The organism is Streptomyces sp. LUP30 (genome assembly GCF_001746365.1).
Lineage (GTDB): Bacteria > Actinomycetota > Actinomycetes > Streptomycetales > Streptomycetaceae > Streptomyces.
Window position 1 is genome coordinate 20,813 of record NZ_MJAJ01000048.1, and the last position, 19,395, is coordinate 40,207.

Sequence of the window (19,395 nt, forward strand, 5' to 3'; positions counted from 1 at the left end):
GCCGCCCGCCGCCCGCCGCCCGCCGCCCGCCGCCCGCCGCCCGGGGCCGACGTCGGCGCCGCGGCCCGCTTCCGGTAGAACTGGCCGCATGCGCGTTGACTACGATCCCGGGGCCCTCGGCGCGAGCGCCTTCTACCGCCTGCTCACCGCCGTCGTCGTACCCCGGCCGATCGCCTGGGTGTCGACCCTGACGGCCGACGGAGCCACCGCCAACCTCGCCCCCCACTCGTTCTTCACCGTCGCCTGCACCGACCCGCCGATCGTCCAGTTCACCTCCGTCGGACGCAAGGACACGCTGCGCAACGCCGAGGCCACCGGCGAGTTCGTGGTCAACCTCGCGCCCGAGCAGCTCTTCGAGCAGATCAACGCCACCGGTGTCGACTTCCCCGCACACCAGGGCGAGTTCGACGCCGTCGGCATCGAGCGGGAGCCCTCGCTGCGGGTGGGACCACCACGCGTGGCCGCCTCGCCGGTCGCCCTGGAGTGCACGCTCCACTCGACCGTGCGCATCGGCAACTCCACGCTGGTCCTGGGCGAGGTCGTGCACGCCGCCGTGCAGGAGGACGTGCTCGTCGACGGCCATCCCGACATCCGGCGGCTGCGGCCGCTGTCCCGGCTGGGCCGCGACGAATGGGGCGCCGTCGGTGAGGTCCGCGACCTCGCACGCATCCCCTACCGCGACTGGCCGCCGTCCTGAGTCCTCCGGTCCTATGCTCGGAGCATGAGTAGAGCTGTGACGAAGTGCGAGGGCGCCGCGGGTACCGGGCGTTCCCTGTGGTCGGGCGACTCGGCGCTGTCGGTCGGCTCGGTCGGCTCGTTCCTCTCGGTCGGCTCCGTGGGCAGCTGCCTCTCGGTGGGCTCCGCCGGCAGCTTCCTCTCGGTGGGCTCCGTGGGCAGCTTCCTCTCGGTGGGCTCCGTCGGCTCCGCCGCGTCCGTGGCCTCGGTGGGCTCCTGGCTCAGCGCGGGCTCTGTGCTGTCCGCCCGTTCGGCCGGCTCCGTGCTGTCCTGGCGCTCCCGCGGCGGCGTCCGTGCGGCCGGCGCGGCGGCCACGGTCGCCGCGGCGGTCCTGCTGTACACGTGGTCCTCGGGCCGAGGCCGCTCCACGCGCTGACGTGGGGGAGGGCCCGGCCGCCGTTCACCCGGTCCGCGCGGGCCAGGCGCGCGCCGTCCTCGATCAGGCCGACGCCGCCGATGACCGCGGGCCGAGTGTGCCTGGACCGGGACCCCCGTCGGGAACCGCGAAGCCTTCCGCCCGTCGCCACTCGCGGGGGGAGAGCCCGTACGCGGCGCGGAAGACCCGGCTGAAATGCGCCGGATTGGCGAAACCCCATCGCTGGGCCACCGCGGACACCGTGGCGGCGGTGGCGTCGGCCCGGGCCAGTTCCCGGGCGCACCGTTCCAGGCGGCGCTGCTGGATCAGCCGGGCGACCGTGACGCCCTCGCCCTCGAACAGCCGGTGCAGATAGCGCACCGAGATGTGGTGTGCCGCCGCCAGGGACTGCGGGGAGAGGTCCGGATCGCCGAGACTGCGGTCGATGTGATCGCGCACGCGTTCCACGAGAGGGTCCGCCGCGTCGGCCCCGACGGCGGACGGCCGTCGGGTCCGCTCGTCGACCAGCGTGGCGAAGAGGTCCACGACACCCGTGGCCAGCCGGGCGGCGACGGCCGGTGCGCAGCGGGGGACCGAGGCGGTCAACGAGGTCAGGAAGTTCGCCAGCAGAGCTCCGACGCCGTCCCCGCCGCCGATCGCGGTCCCCGTCACCTGCCGCAGCTCTTCCTCGGGCACGGCCACCGCCCGCCGTGGCATGTGCACCACGTGTGCGGTGAAGCGCCCCGGAAAGTCCAGGGAGTACGGCCGCGCCGTGTCGTGGACGAAGAGGTCGCCCTCCTCGACGACGGAACGCCGGCCGTCCTGGATCAGCGTGGCGGTGCCCGTCCGCTGGACGCCCACGGCCACGTAGTCCGCGCCGCTCGCGCCGCCCGCGTCGGCGCCCGCGCGCTCGTCGGCGATGTGCGCGGGCGTGCGTCTCAGGCGGTGCGCGTCGGCGTCGACGGTGGAGACCCGCAGACACCCCAGCCGCTCGGTGCGGAGGCGGGCCTCGAACGGGCCGTCGCCCGGCACGGTGACGGCCGTCGGCACGAGCGCCCGGCCCAACGCGTCCCGCCAGTAGGCGAGTCGCTCCCCGTCGGGAACCGAAGCGGTCGTCAGCACCAGGGCCACCTGGCCCTCCTCTCCAGCCGTGCGGAACCGGCGGAGAGCGTCGGACGGCGGCCCGTTCTCCCCGCCGCGGTCAGCCAAGCAGCGCTTCGGGACCGGCGCCAGGCAGGAAGCAGGCAGAAACGCCGACGCCGCCGACTGCGCCGTCCGTCGTGCGCTCGGGGAACAGCGCGGTGCGCCAGGAGACAAGACGCGACGCGGGCTCCGGGACCAGGATGGGCGGCACGGCGGAGGCCTCGCCCGTCGTGGCGTGGCTCGTCCGTCGTGGCTTGGGCTCGTCCGTCCCCGGTTCGCGGCGACTGAGGGGGCCGGCGGGCCCGGTCAGGGCGCCTCGAGACGGGCGAGGAGTTCGCGGGCCTCGGCGACGCGCCGGGGGTCGGCGTCGAGACCGAGCGAGAGACAGCGGGCGAGCGCCTCGCGGGCCTCGGCCGGCCGTCCGGCGGACAGCAGCGCCTCGGCCAGGGAGACGAGATAGCGGCTCTCCAGGGCGGCGTTCCCGCTCCCCCGGGAGATCGTCACGGCGGTCGTCAGGAAGTCGACGGCCGCCGTCCACCGCTCCTTCGCGGCATGACAGGCGCCCATGGCCGCGTGCAGTTGTCCCCGGGCGAAGTCGGCGATGTGCGACGGGATCCGGTCACCGGCCCGGTCCAGGAAGGCCAGGGTGTCGCGGTACGAGGCGAGCGCCTCCTCCGGCCTGCCGGAGTTCTGCAGAAGGATGCCGTGCCCGTGCTGGGCCTGCAGACTGCCCGGCAGGTCACCGACGGCCTCGAACAGAGGGGCGGCCCGGTACATGTGACCGGCGGCCGTGACATGGTCGCCGATCCGGCGCAGGGCCGAGCTGCGGTAGATGTGCCCCCAGGCCCGCTGTCGCGGATCGGCGGCGCGCTCCGCGGCGGCCAGCGCCTCGGCGGACCGGTCGAGGCTGTCATGGGGGCGGTCCTCGCAGACGAGCAGCGCCCACGCGTGGTAGTTGAGATGGGTCGCCTCCAGGAGCGGGTCGCCCAGCGCCTGCGCGCTGTGCGCGGCAGCGCCGAAGACCTCGGGCCAGTGACCCCAGAAGATCCACTGGTCGGAGAACCAGTGCAGGGCCTCGGCCACCTCCACCACGGTCGCGTGCTCGCCCGCGGTCACGGCGGCGCGCAGCGCGGCCAGCCAGCCGTCGCCCTCCGCCTGGAGCCAGGCCCGCGCCCGGTCCGCGCTCGACAGGTCGACGCTGCCCTGCCAGGCCGCGGGAGGCGGCCCGTGGTCCGGCTCGAACCAGCGCCCCGCCACCACCGTGGTCTCCAGCAGCCAGCGATACAGCGCCCTGCGGGCCAGGTCGGCGTCCCGAGCGCTCTCCTCGGCGTCGAGCCGGCTGCGCGCGTACAGCCGCAGCAGGTCGTGGAGCCGGTAGCGGTCCCCGCTCGCGCCCAGCAGCCCTGCCTCGACCAGTTCCTCCAGCGTGTCCTCGGCGTCGAACAGCGGCTGACCGGTGAGCTGTGCGGCTCCCGGGGCGCCGGTGTCCGCTCCTGGGACCAGCGCCAGGCGCCGGAACAACCGGGCGGCCGAGGGGGTCAGCCGACGGTAGGACAGATCGAAGGCGGCCGCGACGCGCACATCGCCGGCCTGGAGCGCGTGCAGGCGCCGCTCCTCGTCGGCGAGCCGGTCCGCGAGCCGACGGACGGTCCAACCGGAGCGGGTGGCCAGCCAGTTGCCGGCCACCCGCAGCGCGAGAGGCAGATGGCCGCAGCGTGCGGCGACTTCGGCGAGGGCTTCCGGATCGGCGGCCGCCCGCTCGGCCCCGACGAGCGAGGCCAGCAACTCGGCGGCCTCGGTGGGGTGCAGCTCCCCGAGCGGCAGCCGGTGCACGCTGTCCAGCCCGGTCAGCATGCGACGGCTCGTCACCACCACCATGCTCGCCCCCGCGGCCGGCAGCAGCGGCCGCACCTGCCCCTCGTCCCGGGCGTCGTCCAGGATCAGCAGACAACGCCGCTCGGCCAACAGCTGCCGGTACAGGGCGCCATGCCCTTCCGGGCCGGCCTGGGCGAGGTCCCGGTCGGACACCTGGAGCGCCCTGAGCACGCTGAGCACGAGCTCGCCGGGACCGGGCCGCTCGTCGTGCGTGCCCCGCAGGTCCAGGACCAACTGCCCGTCCGGGAAGAGGTCGGCGAGATCGCGGGCCGCGTGCAGCGCCAGCGTCGTCTTGCCCGCCCCCGGCGCCCCGGACACCGCCACCGCCACCGGCTGCACGGCGGCCTCGCGCCCCGCGAGTACCGCGAGCCGTGCCAGCTCCCGGCCCCGGCCCACGAAGTCGTCGACGCCCCGCGGGAACGCGCGCACGCCCGCCGGGCTGTAGCCCCGGGGGCGCCCGGCCCGCGCCGCCGTGAGGAGCCGCTCCCGCAGCGCCTCGTCCAGGCCGAGGCCGTCCGCGAGCGCGGCGACCGTCCGCCGCTGCGGCGCCGCCCGCCGTCCCCGCTCCAGATCCCCGATGCCCCGCACACTCACGCCCGACGCCTCGGCCAGACCCTCGATGGTCTGCGAGGCCGACAACCGCAGCTCCCGCAGCAGCGCCCCGAACGCCGCCCGCTCCCCGCTCAACCCCGCCCCTTCGGCTCGTCATGCTCCCTGCCGACGCCCCCGAACATGATCATCGGGATTCTAGAAGGACCGGACCGCCGAGGTCCGTGCCGACCGCCATCCGGACGACGCCGCCCGCGGCCGCGACGCGCTCGCCGCCGTCACCCGGGAGGCAGGGCGGTCACCAGACGGCGGATCGTGGACTCTTCGAGCGCCGGGTTGGCGGCGGCGTGGTGGACGAGCTCCTCGTCGTCGAGCAGTTGTGTCAGCCGCGGCCGCGGGAGGCGGGGATGGCGCGCGAAGGCGGCCCGCACGCCGGGGTCGGGGTCCCGGGTGAGCCGTTCCACGGTCTGCGGCGCGGTCCGGGGATCGCGAGCGGCGAGCGGGCGGACGGCCGGATCCTCGTCGTCGGCGTGGACGGCGAGACCCTCGCCCGGAAAGCCGGGCCGTGTCAGGAGATGCTCGCGTTCGCGGCCGGTGTACTCGAGGTAGCTGCGCAGCAGCAGGTCGGCGGGGGCGTCCGGGTGATTCTGGGCGAGGAGAACGCGTACGCCCAGGTCGTCGTCTGCGGCCAGCCGGGCCACCAGGTCCGGGGGCAGCGCGTGTTCGCGTGCGGCCTCGCGACGCAGCATCGGGTGAGCGGAGAGCGCGTCGCGGCGGACGGCCGACGGGTGACGCGGCGTCGGTGAAGGGCGGTGGTGGACGAAGTCGCCGTCCACCCGCACCTCGTAGTCGATGGCGGACCGTTCCCGCTCGCTCCACGCCGGGTGGACGGAGACCGCCAGGCGCACCTGCGGATCGGCGTCCGCGGCGAGGGCGGCGCGCTCCTCGGGGCCGAGGTCCGGGTGCCGGGCCACCGTGCGGCGCACCGAGGGATCACGGTCGCCGACGAGGGCTCGGCGTTCGGCGGTCCCGAGGTCCCCGCGGCGCGCGATCTCCCGCCGGACCTCCGGATCCGGGTCGGCGGCCAGAAGGACCACGAAGTCGGGCGGCAGAGCGGCGTTGGACGCGATCATCGCCCGTTCGTCGGGGCCGGCCGGTGTGCTGAGGACGCTCTCCACGACGGTCCTGCTGAGCGCCAGATGGAGCAGCGCGTCGGTGCGGCCGTGACAGGACCGCGGAGGCAGGACGCTCTCCACCCATGCCGGATCGTCCTCCCGCGCGAAGCGCCGGGCCCTCCGCCGTACCTCGTCGTCGGGGTCGGCCAGCAGGGCGGCCCGCGTCTCGGCGGGCAGCCCCCGCCACGAACCGGTTCCCCAGAGCCGGACCTTCGCCACCGGGTGCGTCGGCATGGCCCGCCGCAGCCCGGCGGATATCTGCCCGTGGAAGGAACCGCCCAGGTGCTCGTCCTCGAAGGCGGTGATCATGTGGACGACGGCGTCGTCGGGCAGCGGTTCGAGGCCCGCGGGACCGGTCGGCCGGGGCCCTTCGGCCAGATGGGCGCGGACGAGCCAGTCCGGGTCCTTCAGCAGCCGTGCCCGTTGGCGCGGATCCACATGGAGGTTGCGGGCGAAGAAGCTGCGCGTGCGGGCGTCGGGATGCGCGATCACCGCGTCCACGACGGTGTCGGGCAGGACCCGGTCCCGGCACAGCACCATCCGTACCGCGGGCGGAGCGTCGGCCAGCAGCCGGTGCAGTGCGTCGACCGGGGTGGACGGATTGAGCGCGAGCCCGGCGAGGCGCCGGGTCGGCAGATCGGCGTCGGCCCAGATCCCTTCGGGCGTGGGCATGTGCGGGACCCCCCGGGCAAAGGCATGGGCCCCCTGCGGTGGCAGGGGGCCCATGACCCTAACCGCCCGGCGCGAGCACGCGCCAGGCTCGTTCCCTAGTGGTGGCGCGGTCCGACCATGATCACGCCGGCGATCCTGGTGATGACGCCGGTGTCGTGGACGACAGTCCCGCCGGACGTCTTCCAGATCGTGATGTGGAAGGTGTCCGGGCCGTCCGTGGCGGTGACGCGGAAGCTGTAGCCGCTCTTGCCGTTGACGGTGCCGGAGCCCTGGAGGACGGCCCGGTTGCCGGACACCACCAGCCAGTCGAGGTGGCCGGACCGGAACTTCAGGGACTGCGGCTTCAGGGTGAAGGCGACCGCGCCGGCCGGGGCGGTGGCCCCCGGCAGATAGCCGGCCGAGACGGAGAAGAACGGCTTGCCCCGGGACGCGGAGAGGCCCGCGCCCACCACCGGCCCGGCCGCCCGGTTGTACACGATCACCTCGGGCAGTGTCGTGGTGCCCGTCGCGCCGTCGTCGTCCTTGACGGTGATCACCGGGCGGAAGATGCCCGCCGCGGTGTAGACGTGCTCGGCGCGGCAGCCGGTCGTGGTGACCTTGCCGGTGGCCGGCCTGCCGCCGTCCTTCCAGTCGACGGTGCAGGTGTGGGTGTCACCGGCGCCCGGGTCGGTGATCCGGGCGGTGACGACCGCCGGCCTGCCGACCGACACCGGGGAGGCCGGGCCGGCGGCGGAGGGGATCGAGGGCGCCGCGTTGGCCACCGTGACGACGGCCGTGTCGGTGCTGCGGCCGCCGGTCAGGGTGAGGGTGAAGACGCCGTCGTCGGTGCAGGTGACCGAGGTGCGGGCCGCGGTGGGGGCCGCGACCGTGCAGGGCGCGTCCTTCTGCACGGTCCACTTCGCGCCGCCCGCCCCCGAGAGCGTGCCGTTCAGGGCGATCGCGGAGCCCTCCACACCCCGGGCGTCCGGCCCGGCGTGCACGACGGTGACCGGGTCGACGCCGGTGAGGGTGGGCACGACCTTCTTGATCAGGCCGTCGGCGTCGAACTCCAGCTTGTCGATGGTGGTTTCACGGTGGGTGCCGTCACCGCCGGGGATCGCGAAGCGGTGGTAGGCGATGTACCAGTCGTCCGTGCCAGGCACCTGGACGACCGAGTGGTGTCCGGTGCCCTTGATGCCGAGGGAGAGATCCTTCTCCAGGATCACGCCCCGCTCGGTCCACGGACCCGTGGGGGAGGGGCCGGTGGCGTAGGCGACCCGGTAGTTCTCGTCCCGGGTGTCGTTCTCCGACCACATGAAGTAGTAGACGCCCTTGCGCTTGACGACGAACGCGCCCTCGTTGAATCCGCTCGGGGTGATGTCCTCGACCTTCGCGGTGTCGATCGAGGTCATGTCGGCGTTCAGCGGCACGACGTACCCGTGTCCGTTGCCGAAGTACAGGTAGGACCGGCCGTCGTCGTCGGTGAAGGCCGCCGGGTCGATCATCTGGCCGGGGAACTGGCCCGCCTTCAGCAGGGGCTTGCCGAGGGCGTCCTTGAAGGGGCCGGTGGGCGAGTCGGAGACGGCGACGCCGATGTTGGCGTCCGCGCAGAAGTAGAAGTAGTACTTGCCGTTCTTCTCGGCGATCGTCGGCGCCCAGGCCCTGCTGTCGGCCCAGCTGACGTCCGGCCCCAGGTCGAGGATGACGCCGTGGTCGGTCCAGTGCACCAGGTCGGTCGAGGAGTAGGCCTTGAACTGCGTGCCGCTCCAGCCGTCGAAGCCGTCGGTGGTCGGGTAGATGTAGAAGGTGTCGCCGAAGCGGACGATGTTCGGGTCGGCGTTGAGCCCCGGCAGGACCGGGCTCTTCATGATCAGCGCCGACACGGTCCAGGTGCGCTTCTTGCCGTCGGAGCCGGTCACTTCATAGGTCTGCGGCTTGCTGAAGTCGCGCAGGGTGCCGGAGGCCGGGCTGATGCCGGCGCCATGGGCCAGGGTGAACTGCGGCGCCAGGGCGGTGACGTCGCTGCCCTCGGTCAGCGGCAGCACGATCGTGCTGTTCTTGTCGTTGATCAGCGCGTCCACCTTGAGCGCCGGGTGGGTCGCCGAGGCGATGCCGGTGGTGTTGCCGGCGAGCTCCAGGACCTCGGCGGGCGTAAGGGCCCGGTTGTAGATCCGGAAGTCGTCGACCTCGCCGGCGAAGTACGGGTCCGGGGAGTACAGGGACTTTCCGATGTAGCCCGAGGCGTCCTTGGCCGAGTCGTACAGCTCGGACGGCTTGACGGTGACGCCGTTCACGCGGGCGACCTCGGCGCCGTCCACGTAGAGGATCGCCGTCTGGGTCGCGCCGTCCAGCGTGACGGTGAGGTGCTTCCACTCGCCCGGGGTGAGCTGCGAGCCGCCGATCATCTGCTTCTCGCCGGACCAGGTGGCCTTGGTGATCGCGGAGAACAGCTTGCCGCCGCCGTTGGAGGGAGTGGCGAACAGGTACCTGTCGCTGTCGGGTCCCAGCCCGAACAGCCACTGGAAGTTGTCGCCTCCCTTCCACTTGACGTACGTGGAGACGGTGACGCCGTCCACGTCCTTGAGCACCCCGTTGGGGATCTTCACATACGGCGAGTCGGAGGTGCTGGAGCCGCCGGACATCTTGAACGAGCCGCCCTCGACGCCGGTCCCGAAGGCCGGCGTACGGACGTAGGTGCCGTGGTATCCGTGGCCGCTGGAGTCACGGACGATGTTGCCGCCGTTCTCGTCGAAGCCGTAGTGCAGGAGCAGATCGGCGGGGACGTCCGGGCCCTCGGCGGAGACCGTGATCTCGGCGTGGACCTCGATCGCCGCGTCCCCCGGCAGCTTGCCCTTCACCGTGAAGGACCCGGCCTGCGCGTACTGCGATGGCGCCACGTCCGCCCAGGTGACGGTGACGGGCCGCTTGGCGCCGTCGGCGTACTCGGCGATCACGGTGGCCGGCAGCACCGGGGCCTCACCGATGCGTGTCTTCACCGACACGTCCTCGGCGCCCGTGACGATCTGGTCCGGCTGGTAGGCGCGCAGCAGCCGGTCGTACTCGGCCTGCGTGACCGGCAGGACGGTGCCGTGGCGCGGCTTCGAGGGCAGGTCGTAGCCGGTGGACGGGGTCCAGGCGCCCGAGGCGAGGTCCTTCGTCTCGAACGGGATGTAGCCGCGGCCGCCGAACTCGTCGAGGAAGGCGTACCACTTGTCCTCGGTGTTGGACTTGAAGACCAGCGGCCCCTCGGCCGCGTTCATCGCTCCCTTGCCGATGCCCTCGGCGACCGGGTCCCAGGAGAGGTTCAGCAGCGAGTCGCTCTTCTCCTCGAAGATGAACTTGCTGTTGGGGGTGGAGGAGGTGTTGTTGCGCTCGTCCTTCGACAGCCGGAAGTACGTGCCGTCGTGCTGGATCACCGTGGAGTCGATGACGGAGTAGCCGCGGTCGATCCAGACCTTGGGCTCGCTGAAGGTGTAGAAGTCGCGGGTGGTGGCGTACATCATCCGGTTGTAGGTATCTCCGGAGTGCGAGGCGTTGTCGTACAGCTTCGACGCCCAGAACACCACGTACTGGCCGAGCTTGGAGTCGTAGTAGGCCTCCGGGGCCCACGTGTTGCCGGCGCTGTCGGGGGAGATCTTCACCAGGCGCTGGTTCGTCCAGTGCACGAGGTCGGTGGACTCCCAGACCATGATGGACTTGCTGCCGCTGCGCTGCGAGCGGTCCCAGTCGCCGTTGCCGTAGATCCTGAGGTCGGTGGCGATCTGGTAGAACTTGTCGCCCTCGGGGGAGCGGATGATGAACGGGTCGCGCAGGCCCTTCTCGCCGAGCGTGGAGGTCAGGACGGGCTTGCCGTCGTTGAGCTCGCGCCACTTCAGCGGGTCGTCGCCCTTGCTGAGGGCCGCGTAGAGCTGCTCGCCGTCCGCGGTGCCCTCGCCGGTGAAGTAGCTGAACATGTAGCCCTTGAGGGCTTCCTTCACGGGGAGTTCGGGGACCTTCGCGGTGAACGTGCGGGTCGTCCTCGCGTCGCCCTTGGCGACGGTCGCGGTCAGGTCGGCCGTGGTGGCGCCTGCGCCGTGCGCGGGACGGTGGACCACGCCGTCGGAGGAGACGACGTCCTCCTTCGCCGAGGACCAGGTCACGGTGGTGCCGTACGCGCCCGTCGCGGGGAGGGTGAGGTTGCCGCGGGCGTCGTCCAGGTTGTGGACGGTGAGGGCCTCGGCGGCCTGCGCGGTGGCGGCCTTGTCGTCGAGGGCCGGCAGGACCGTGACGTCGAAGGACCGGGTGGCGGAGACGGAGCCCTTCTTGAGGGTCGCGGTGAGCGTCGCGTGCCCCTCGGGTTCGCCCGCGGCCGGTCGGGTCACCTTGCCCGCATCGGACACCACGCCGGTGTCGTCGCTGGACCAGGTGATGGCGGAGCCGCCGGCCGGGCCGGTCTTCGGCAGGGTCAGGTCGGCGGTGACGGCGCTCGTGTCGCCGAGGTCCAGTGCGGCCTTGTCGTCGGCGACGCCCTGCGTGGCCACGGGCAGGGAGAGCTGCTCGACCTCGCCGGCGTTCAGCGCGCGGTCGTACACGCGGAAGTCGCGCATGCTGCCCTTGAAGAGCCGGTCGCCCGAGTAGACGGACTTGCCGATGGCGTTGGCCGTGGTCGTGCCCGAGCCGATCGCGCCGGGGGTGATGGTCACCGAGGTGTTGCGGGCGACCTCCACGCCGTCCTCGTACAGCACGCCCGTGGTGCCGGACTGGGTGTACGTCAGATGCTTCCACACGGCGCGGGTGAGGTTGTGGGAGTCGGCGGGCTTGGTGTTCTGCTCGGTCGACCAGTTGCCGGTCGCGATCGAGGTGCGCAGGGAGTTGCCCGTGGTGAACAGGTAACCGTTGCCGTTGCCTGCGCTGGTGTTGCCGAAGCCGTAGAGGAAGTAGGGCGTGGCCTGGGCGGCGTCCATCTTCACGTCCATCGCGACGCTGATCGACGTCATGCCCTTCATCACGTCGTTCGGGACCTTGACGTAGGTGTCCGAGCCGTTGAAGGAGAGGCCCTGGCCGGACGAGGACCAGTCGGCGGCGCCGTTGACCGTGCCGTCCAGACCGTGGCCCGAGGCGTCGGGGACGGTCGTGCCGGAGGCCCCGTCGAACTTGTACCAGAGGGCCAGACCGTCGGTGACGTCGGCGGCCTCCGTGGCCCGGGCGGGAATCGCCGTCCCGGCCAGGCCCACGAGCAGGGACACGGCGGTCAGTGCGGCCAGTCGGCCTGCCCCCTGTCGTGTGCGGCCGCGGAGTCGATGTCTGTGCGCCATGGGGGACCGCCGTTTCAACCGTGTGACGTGATGTTGCAGGAGTGTCAAACGGTGTGCATGGCCGCGTCAAGACTTCTCGAACGATGTCCGACAGGCCGAACGATTGAGAACGGCGAACGGTCTCAGGAGCGGCGGACGGCCCGACCGCCCCCGCCCGCGCGGACGACCGCCCCGGGGAACGCCGGTGCGGCGCGGGTGGGTTGGGACCCCCTCGTTCCTCGCGGGTCACGGGCTCACGGACAGCGACGCCTACCGGGAGATTACGGACGGGGCGGACTCGGAAGGCGGCCTCCTGAAGCTGCCGGACGGCGTGCGCAGGGGTCCAACCCGGTCACCGTCAAGCGCTGGTGAGCAGCCGGACCGACGAGGTCCACCAGCCGGCCGCGGAGGATACCACGGCCGTCCTCAGGGCGACCTGAGCGGCCGTCGGTCGCGACCCGAGGCGGTCCGATCGAGCGAGACTTGCGGTGAGTGGCCCGACTCACATGGCCAACATGGTCACTCACCGCCACGATGGGTCCGTCACCGGCAGGCTGAAGGGGTCCACGATGTTCCGCAAGGTGCTGGTCGCCAACCGTGGTGAGATCGCGATCCGTGCGTTTCGCGCCGGCTATGAGCTGGGCGCGCGCACGGTCGCCGTCTTCCCGCACGAGGACCGCAATTCGCTGCACCGGCTCAAAGCCGACGAGGCGTACGAGATCGGAGAGCAGGGGCACCCGGTCCGCGCCTATCTCTCCGTCGAGGAGATCGTCGGCGCCGCCCGACGGGCGGGCGCCGACGCCGTCTACCCGGGTTACGGGTTCCTCTCCGAGAACCCCGAACTCGCCCGCGCCTGCGAGGAGGCGGGCATCACCTTCGTGGGCCCCGACGCCCGCACCCTCGAACTGACGGGCAACAAGGCCAGCGCCGTGGCCGCGGCCCGCTCGGCCGGCGTCCCCGTCCTCGGCTCGTCCGCGCCCTCCAACGACGTCGACGAACTCGTCCGGGCCGCCGAGGAGATCGGCTTCCCCGTGTTCGTGAAGGCGGTCGCGGGCGGCGGCGGACGCGGCATGCGCCGGGTCGAGGACCCGGCCGTGCTGCGCGAGTCCATCGAGGCGGCCTCCCGCGAGGCGGCCTCCGCGTTCGGCGACCCAACCGTCTTCCTGGAGAAGGCCGTCGTCGACCCCCGCCACATCGAGGTGCAGATCCTCGCCGACGGCGAGGGCAACGTCATCCACCTCTTCGAGCGCGACTGCTCCCTCCAGCGCCGCCACCAGAAGGTCATCGAGATGGCGCCCGCGCCGAATCTCGCCCCGGAGCTGCGCGACCGGATCTGCGCCGACGCGGTCCGCTTCGCCCGCCAGATCGGCTACCGCAACGCCGGCACCGTCGAGTTCCTCCTCGACCCCGCCGGCAACCACGTCTTCATCGAGATGAACCCCCGCATCCAGGTCGAGCACACGGTGACCGAGGAGGTCACCGACGTCGACCTGGTCCAGGCCCAGCTGCGCATCGCCGCCGGCGAGACCCTCGCCGACCTCGGCCTGTCGCAGGAGACCGTCACCCTGCACGGCGCGGCCCTGCAGTGCCGTATCACCACCGAGGACCCCGCCAACGGGTTCCGTCCCGACACCGGCCGTATCAGCGCCTACCGGTCCCCGGGCGGCTCCGGCATCCGCCTCGACGGCGGCACCACCCACGCGGGCACGGAGATCAGCGCCCACTTCGACTCGATGCTGGTCAAACTCACCTGCCGGGGCCGCGACTTCCCCACCGCGATCGGACGGGCCCGGCGCGCCGTCGCCGAGTTCCGCATCCGGGGCGTGGCCACCAACATCCCCTTCCTGCAGGCCGTCCTCGACGACGCCGACTTCCAGGCCGGGCGCGTCACCACGTCGTTCATCGAGCAGCGTCCCCATCTGCTGACCGCCCGCACGTCGGCCGACCGCGGCACCAAGCTGCTCACCTACCTCGCCGACGTCACGGTGAACAAGCCGCACGGCGAGCGTCCCGAGCTGGTCGACCCCACCGCCAAGCTGCCCGAGACGCCCGGGGGCGAGCCGCCCGCCGGCTCCCGGCAGCGACTGGTCCACCTCGGCCCCGAGGGCTTCGCCCGCTGGCTGCGCGAGTCGCCGACCATCGGCGTCACCGACACCACCTTCCGCGACGCCCACCAGTCCCTCCTCGCCACCCGTGTGCGCACCAAGGACCTGCTCGCCTCGGCCCCGCTGGTCGCCCGCACGCTGCCCCAACTGCTGTCCCTGGAGTGCTGGGGCGGCGCCACCTACGACGTCGCGCTGCGCTTCCTCGCCGAGGACCCGTGGGAGCGGCTGGCCGCCCTGCGCGAGGCCGTCCCCAACATCTGCCTGCAGATGCTGCTGCGCGGCCGCAACACCGTCGGCTACACCCCGTACCCGACCGAGGTGACCGACGCGTTCGTGCAGGAGGCCGCCGCCACCGGCATCGACGTCTTCCGCATCTTCGACGCGCTCAACGACGTCGGCCAGATGCGGCCCGCCATCGACGCCGTACGGGAGACGGGCACGGCGATCGCCGAGGTCGCCCTGTGCTACACCTCCGACCTGTCCGACCCGAACGAGCGCCTGTACACCCTCGACTACTACCTGCGGCTCGCCGAGCAGATCGTCGAGGCCGGCGCACACGTCCTGGCCGTCAAGGACATGGCGGGCCTGCTGCGCGCACCGGCCGCGGCGAAGCTCGTCTCGGCCCTGCGCCGCGAGTTCGACCTGCCGGTGCACCTGCACACCCACGACACCGCGGGCGGCCAGCTCGCCACCTACCTCGCCGCGATCCAGGCGGGCGCGGACGCCGTCGACGGCGCCGTGGCCTCCATGGCGGGGACGACCTCGCAGCCCTCGCTGTCGGCCATCGTCGCCGCGACCGACCACTCCGAGCGGCCCACCGGCCTCGACCTCCAGGCCGTGGGCGACCTGGAACCGTATTGGGAGGGCGTCCGCCGGATCTACGCCCCCTTCGAGGCGGGCCTGGCCTCGCCGACCGGGCGCGTCTACCACCACGAGATCCCCGGCGGACAGCTCTCCAACCTGCGCACCCAGGCCGTCGCGCTCGGCCTCGGCGACCGGTTCGAGGACATCGAGGCGATGTACGCGGCCGCCGACCGCATCCTCGGTCACCTGGTCAAGGTCACCCCGTCCTCCAAGGTGGTCGGCGATCTCGCCCTGCATCTGGTCGGCGCCGGAGTCGATCCGCGGGACTTCGAGGCGTCGCCCGACCGCTACGACATCCCCGACTCCGTCATCGGCTTCCTGCGCGGCGAGCTCGGCACCCCGCCCGGCGGCTGGCCCGAGCCGTTCCGCAGCAAGGCGCTTCAGGGCCGCGCGGACGCCAAGCCCGTCCAGGAGCTGAGCACCGAGGACCGCGAGGGCCTGGAGAAGACCCGCCGCACCACCCTCAACCGGCTGCTCTTCCCCGGCCCGACGCGCGACTTCGAGAACCACCGCCAGGCCTACGGCGACACCAGCGTGCTCGACAGCAAGGACTTCTTCTACGGTCTGCGCCCGGGCACGGAGTACGCCGTCGACCTGGAGCCGGGCGTGCGGCTCCTGATCGAGCTGCAGGCCGTCGGCGAGGCCGACGAACGGGGCATGCGCACCGTGATGTCCTCCCTCAACGGTCAGCTGCGGCCCATCCAGGTCCGCGACAAGGCGGCCGCCTCCGACGTCCCGGTCACCGAGAAGGCCGACCGGGGCAACGCCGGCCATGTCGCCGCGCCGTTCGCCGGTGTGGTCACGCTGGCGGTCGCCGAGGGCGACGAGGTGGAGGTCGGTGCGACGATCGCCACCATCGAGGCGATGAAGATGGAGGCCACGATCACCGCACCGAAGGCCGGCCGGGTCGCGAGGCTCGCCATCAACCGCATCCAGCAGGTGGAGGGCGGCGACCTGCTCGTCGTCGTGGACTGAGCCGAACGCCGCCGGCGCTGACTCGCCGGCGGCGCCGTACCGCCGGTCTCCGTCGCCCCGAACCGGCTGCCCCGCAACGGCTGTTGCCCACAGGGGCAGCAGGTCTGCCCTTGCGTCCGGTGACGTGCGGCGGGTCTGCGGCTACCGTCCGCTCGTGAACAACCGCACTCTCCTGCAGCGGCCTTCGACCGATCGGCAGGACCACACCGCATGAGCGACGACCAGGCCGTCGGGGCGCCTCCCCAGCAGACCGGGAGCGCCCCGCGACCGGTCGCGCCGCAACCCCGCCGACGCGGTCCGGGCCTCTTCACCGTCGTGGTCCTGCCCGCGCTGCTCACCCTCTCCGCCGTGGCCGGCTTCCTCGCACTGACCGGTGGGCTCCCCGGCGACGAGGACGCGGGGGCACACCCGCAGGACGACGCCGCGGGCGGCGTCAACGCGACCTACGGACCCTGGCTGCGCAGGTCCGCCGAGGCATGCTCGGTCGTCACCCCCTCCCTCCTCGCCGCGCAGATCGACCAGCTCACCGGCTTCAGCGACGAGACCACCGCCTCCGGCGGCCAGGGCATCGCCGCCTTCACCGCCGCCGGATGGCGCGCCTGGGGCAAGGACGACGACGGCAACGGGCACTCCTCACCGCACGACCCCGCCGACGCGATCATGGCCCTCGGCCGCCAGGACTGCTCCCTGGCCCGGAGGATCACCGAGCTCAGGACCGACGGCACGGTCAACGGCGACCTCGTGGACCTCACCCTCGCCGCGTACGCGGTCGGCACGGACGCCGTCGCCGACGCGGGCAGGGTCCCCGCCGCGGCCGGGACGTATCTCGGCGAGGTGAAGTCCCGGTTCGCGACCTACGCGGACTTCGACCGGGAGGACCCGAGCGGCGGCTCCGCCCCAGCGAACGCGATCCTCGCGGCGCCCACCACCACCCTCACCGTGACCTCGCCCTACGGCTCCCGCAAGCACCCGCTCACGGGCGTCACCAAGCTCCACACCGGAACGGACTTCGGCGCTCCGCAGGGCGCCCAGGTGTCCGCCGCCCGCGACGGCCGGGTGGTGTTCGCGGCGATGACCAAGGCGTACGGCAACCGTGTCGTCGTCGACCACGGCCTCATCGACGGCAAACGCCTGGAGACGACGTACAGCCACCTCTCCCTGCTGCAGGTCACGGCCGGGCAGGCGGTGCGGACCAGCGCCCCGATCGGGCGGGTCGGCTCCACCGGCCTGTCCACCGGCCCGCATCTGCACTTCGAGGTGATCTACGACGGCTACTACACCGACCCGCAGCCCTGGCTGGCGCCGAACGGCTGACCACCGGGCGAGGCGGGAGCCGGGGCCGGGGGAGTCAGGGCCGGGGGACCCGGGGGCCGGGGTCCGCCGAGCGGTGGCGCCCGGTGCGGCCATGAGCCCTGTATGCGCCCCCACGCGACTGGGCAGAATCCGTTCTGCCATGGATCACGTGGGACGGACACGGACGACGTCCTCCCGAACTCCCAGGGAAGGCAGGTCGGTTGTCGTGCAGTTGCGTCTTCCCTCCTCGGTATCCGAAGCGCAGCGATGTCTGGCCGACGGAGCGGTGCCGATAGGCGGCGCCACACTGGTGTGGGCCGGCTGGCAGCGGGACGGCTTCCCCGAGCAGGCCGTGTCGCTGCGGGACCTGCCCGAGGCCAACACGGTCGGGCCCGAGGAACTGGGCGGGGCCGTGCGGCTGCATCGCGTCGACGCGACCGTGCCCGAGGCGCTCCACCGGGCGGCCTCCGGCGTGGGCACGGGCGCGGTGCGCCGGGCGGCCACGGTCGGCGGCAACATCGTCGGCAGCACCCTGCGCTGTCTGCTCCCGGCAGCGCTCGTGCTCGACGCCCGCGCCACCGTCCTGACGGCCGACGGCGTGTACGAGACCGACCTGGCCGAGCTGCTCGCGAAACGCCATGTGCTGCTCGCCCTGCGCTGGCGCACCCCCCTGGCCAGCGGCTACCGCAAACTGGACGGCGAGGCGGGCGGCCCGCCACCGCTCGTCGCCGCCGTGGCGGTACACGCGGACGGCGACGCCCCCGGCACGGTGCGCGTGGCCGTCCGCGTCGGCTACGAGGTGTTCAGCGAGAGCACGCCGTACCGGACCGACGCAGAGCAGGTCCTCCGGAGCCTGGCGGCAGCAGGGTCGGCCGCCCTGCCCGCCCCGGCACAGGACGCCCTGCGCCGCGAGGTCACCGACGTGCTGGCCCGCGCAGTCGTCTGAGGCGGCCCCGCGGGACGCTCCGAGGCGTCATGTCTGCACCACGGGGGCGTAGGCCTCCGCCGCCAGCCCGAACGTCCAGGCGACCCCCGCCCGTGCCGTAAGGGTCGACGGGGGCACCCGCAACCAGTAGGTGCGGCGCGTCCCGTCCGGCTCCGGCGTCGAGTTGAGGACCTCCACCATGACGACGGCCTCGTCGTCGTCCAGGTCGACACGCCACAGCGTGCCCGTCTCGTCCCGGTGGACGGGGCGGGCGCCGGAGTCCGACAGATAGCGGTCGTAGCCGTAGTACTCGAGCATGACCCGGCGCAGCTCCGCGTTCTCCTCGCCCCGGATCCGTTCCGGCGTGAGCCCGGGCAGTTCGGCGAGGAAGCCGGCAGGCACCGGCATCCCGCGCCAGGCGTACAGGGCGAAGCCGTCGGGATAGGCCAGCGCCGGGCCGTCCCCGTGGTCGAGCCGGCCCGCCTCGTCGCGGTGCAGGGCGACGGGCCGTTCGCACACCACGGCCACGCGCGTGAACGGCCACCACCAGCCGGCGCTGCGCCCCACGGCGGCCAGCCCTTCGAGCGGGCCCCCGTCGGTCGGGAACGCGGCGAGCCACGGCGCGTCGTGCTGACCGAGTACGGCCTCCAGCAGCACCAGCCGGACCTGTGCGGCCTCGCTTCCCGTGTCCCCGCCGGCCAGTTCCTCCAGCACCCCGGCCCTGATCCGGTCGACCAGCGCCTGCGTCGGGTTCCACAGCCGGCCGCCCGTCGCCGCCCAGTGCGCCGCCCAGCCCGCCGCGCCCAACTCCGCTTGCAGCCGCTCCCGTTCACCCGCCCACGGAAGGCTCCGGACCGTGTCGCGCACACTGGCGCCCAGGTCCCGCGAGGCCCGGATCAGCGTGACCGCCTCGCGCGGCGAACCAACCCACATCACCTCCTCCGGCTCGTCGAGCCCCGCCTGCCGGTAGGCCCGGCGCACGCCCGCCTCGGCGGCGGCGCGGTCGGCCGCGCCGACCGACGCCGCACACACGCGCCACGCCTGGACGCTCTTCTCTTCGGAGACCGCGGTCTCCTCCCCGCCCGTCGTCGTCATCCGCCCCTCGCTCACCCTCGGTTCAGTCCGCCACGATCCGCACCGACCCCGGCACGTACTCCCGCTGCCGGATCACCCGGTACCACCCCTTGGGCAGCGCGATGGCCGCATGCTCCTCGTGGACCACCCGGCCGCCCTGGGGCAGATGCAGCAGCAGCGGACCGAACGGCCCCGGCTCCCGCACCAGATCACCCGGTCCGACGACCGCGTGCGCATGCCCGGTGACCTCGCCCAGGGCCAGCACCAGCCGGCCCCGCGCGTCCCGCCGCTCGCTCGGCGCCGCGGCGACATGCGGCGGCACCGCCTCCTCGGCGACGGGCACGATCAGCACGTCTCCCTGCCGGTACATGGCTCTCCCCTCCCCGCCGGGTGCACCGCGCAC

At 73.1% G+C, this 19,395-nt stretch carries 11 protein-coding genes; 5 read left to right on the plus strand and 6 right to left on the minus strand.

The features are described 5' to 3' along the window. Nucleotides 1-88 precede the first annotated feature (88 nt). Nucleotides 89-697, plus strand: a complete 609-nt coding sequence (locus BG482_RS30860; protein ID WP_069772472.1) for a flavin reductase family protein — start codon at nt 89-91, stop codon at nt 695-697. Nucleotides 698-721: 24 nt separating this feature from the next. Then, nucleotides 722-1,111, plus strand: coding sequence for a hypothetical protein (locus tag BG482_RS30865; protein WP_079142372.1), 390 nt, complete (start codon nt 722-724; stop codon nt 1,109-1,111). A gap of 63 nt (nt 1,112-1,174) precedes the next feature. Here BG482_RS30865 and BG482_RS30870 read toward each other — a convergent pair whose 3' ends face one another. From BG482_RS30870 to BG482_RS30885, 4 genes are all read right to left on the minus strand, one after another. Continuing rightward, nucleotides 1,175-2,221 carry a helix-turn-helix domain-containing protein gene (locus tag BG482_RS30870; protein WP_079142374.1) on the minus strand — a complete coding sequence of 349 codons (1,047 nt, stop codon included), beginning with the start codon at nt 2,219-2,221 and terminating at the stop codon, nt 1,175-1,177. A 318-nt stretch (nt 2,222-2,539) separates the two neighbouring features. Beyond that, entirely contained in the window at nt 2,540-4,795 is a 2,256-nt protein-coding gene (locus tag BG482_RS30875) for a tetratricopeptide repeat protein (protein WP_069772474.1), read from the minus strand. A 140-nt stretch (nt 4,796-4,935) separates the two neighbouring features. Continuing rightward, nucleotides 4,936-6,504 carry a hypothetical protein gene (locus tag BG482_RS30880; protein ID WP_069772475.1) on the minus strand — a complete coding sequence of 523 codons (1,569 nt, stop codon included), beginning with the start codon at nt 6,502-6,504 and terminating at the stop codon, nt 4,936-4,938. A gap of 95 nt (nt 6,505-6,599) precedes the next feature. Further along, entirely contained in the window at nt 6,600-11,777 is a 5,178-nt protein-coding gene (locus BG482_RS30885) for a family 43 glycosylhydrolase (protein ID WP_069772476.1), read from the minus strand. Nucleotides 11,778-12,325: 548 nt separating this feature from the next. On the opposite strand from BG482_RS30885, the gene BG482_RS30890 reads away from it, so the two are divergent. From BG482_RS30890 to BG482_RS30900, 3 genes are all read left to right on the plus strand, one after another. Next, the gene (locus BG482_RS30890) at nt 12,326-15,700 is read left to right on the plus strand and encodes a pyruvate carboxylase (protein WP_069772509.1); all 3,375 of its coding nucleotides are present in this window, start codon (nt 12,326-12,328) and stop codon (nt 15,698-15,700) included. A 210-nt stretch (nt 15,701-15,910) separates the two neighbouring features. Further along, on the plus strand, nt 15,911-17,014 hold the full coding sequence (locus BG482_RS30895) for a M23 family metallopeptidase (protein WP_069772477.1): 1,104 nt from the start codon (nt 15,911-15,913) through the stop codon (nt 17,012-17,014). Between the two features lie 205 nt (nt 17,015-17,219). Further along, nucleotides 17,220-17,939: an FAD binding domain-containing protein gene (locus BG482_RS30900; protein WP_069772478.1), complete on the plus strand. Its 720-nt coding sequence runs from the start codon at nt 17,220-17,222 to the stop codon at nt 17,937-17,939. A gap of 27 nt (nt 17,940-17,966) precedes the next feature. Here BG482_RS30900 and BG482_RS30905 read toward each other — a convergent pair whose 3' ends face one another. Next, entirely contained in the window at nt 17,967-19,013 is a 1,047-nt protein-coding gene (locus BG482_RS30905; RefSeq protein ID WP_069772479.1) for a DUF6745 domain-containing protein, read from the minus strand. 22 nt (nt 19,014-19,035) lie between these two features. Beyond that, entirely contained in the window at nt 19,036-19,362 is a 327-nt protein-coding gene (locus BG482_RS30910) for a hypothetical protein (protein WP_069772480.1), read from the minus strand. Between the last annotated feature and the right edge of the window lie 33 nt (nt 19,363-19,395).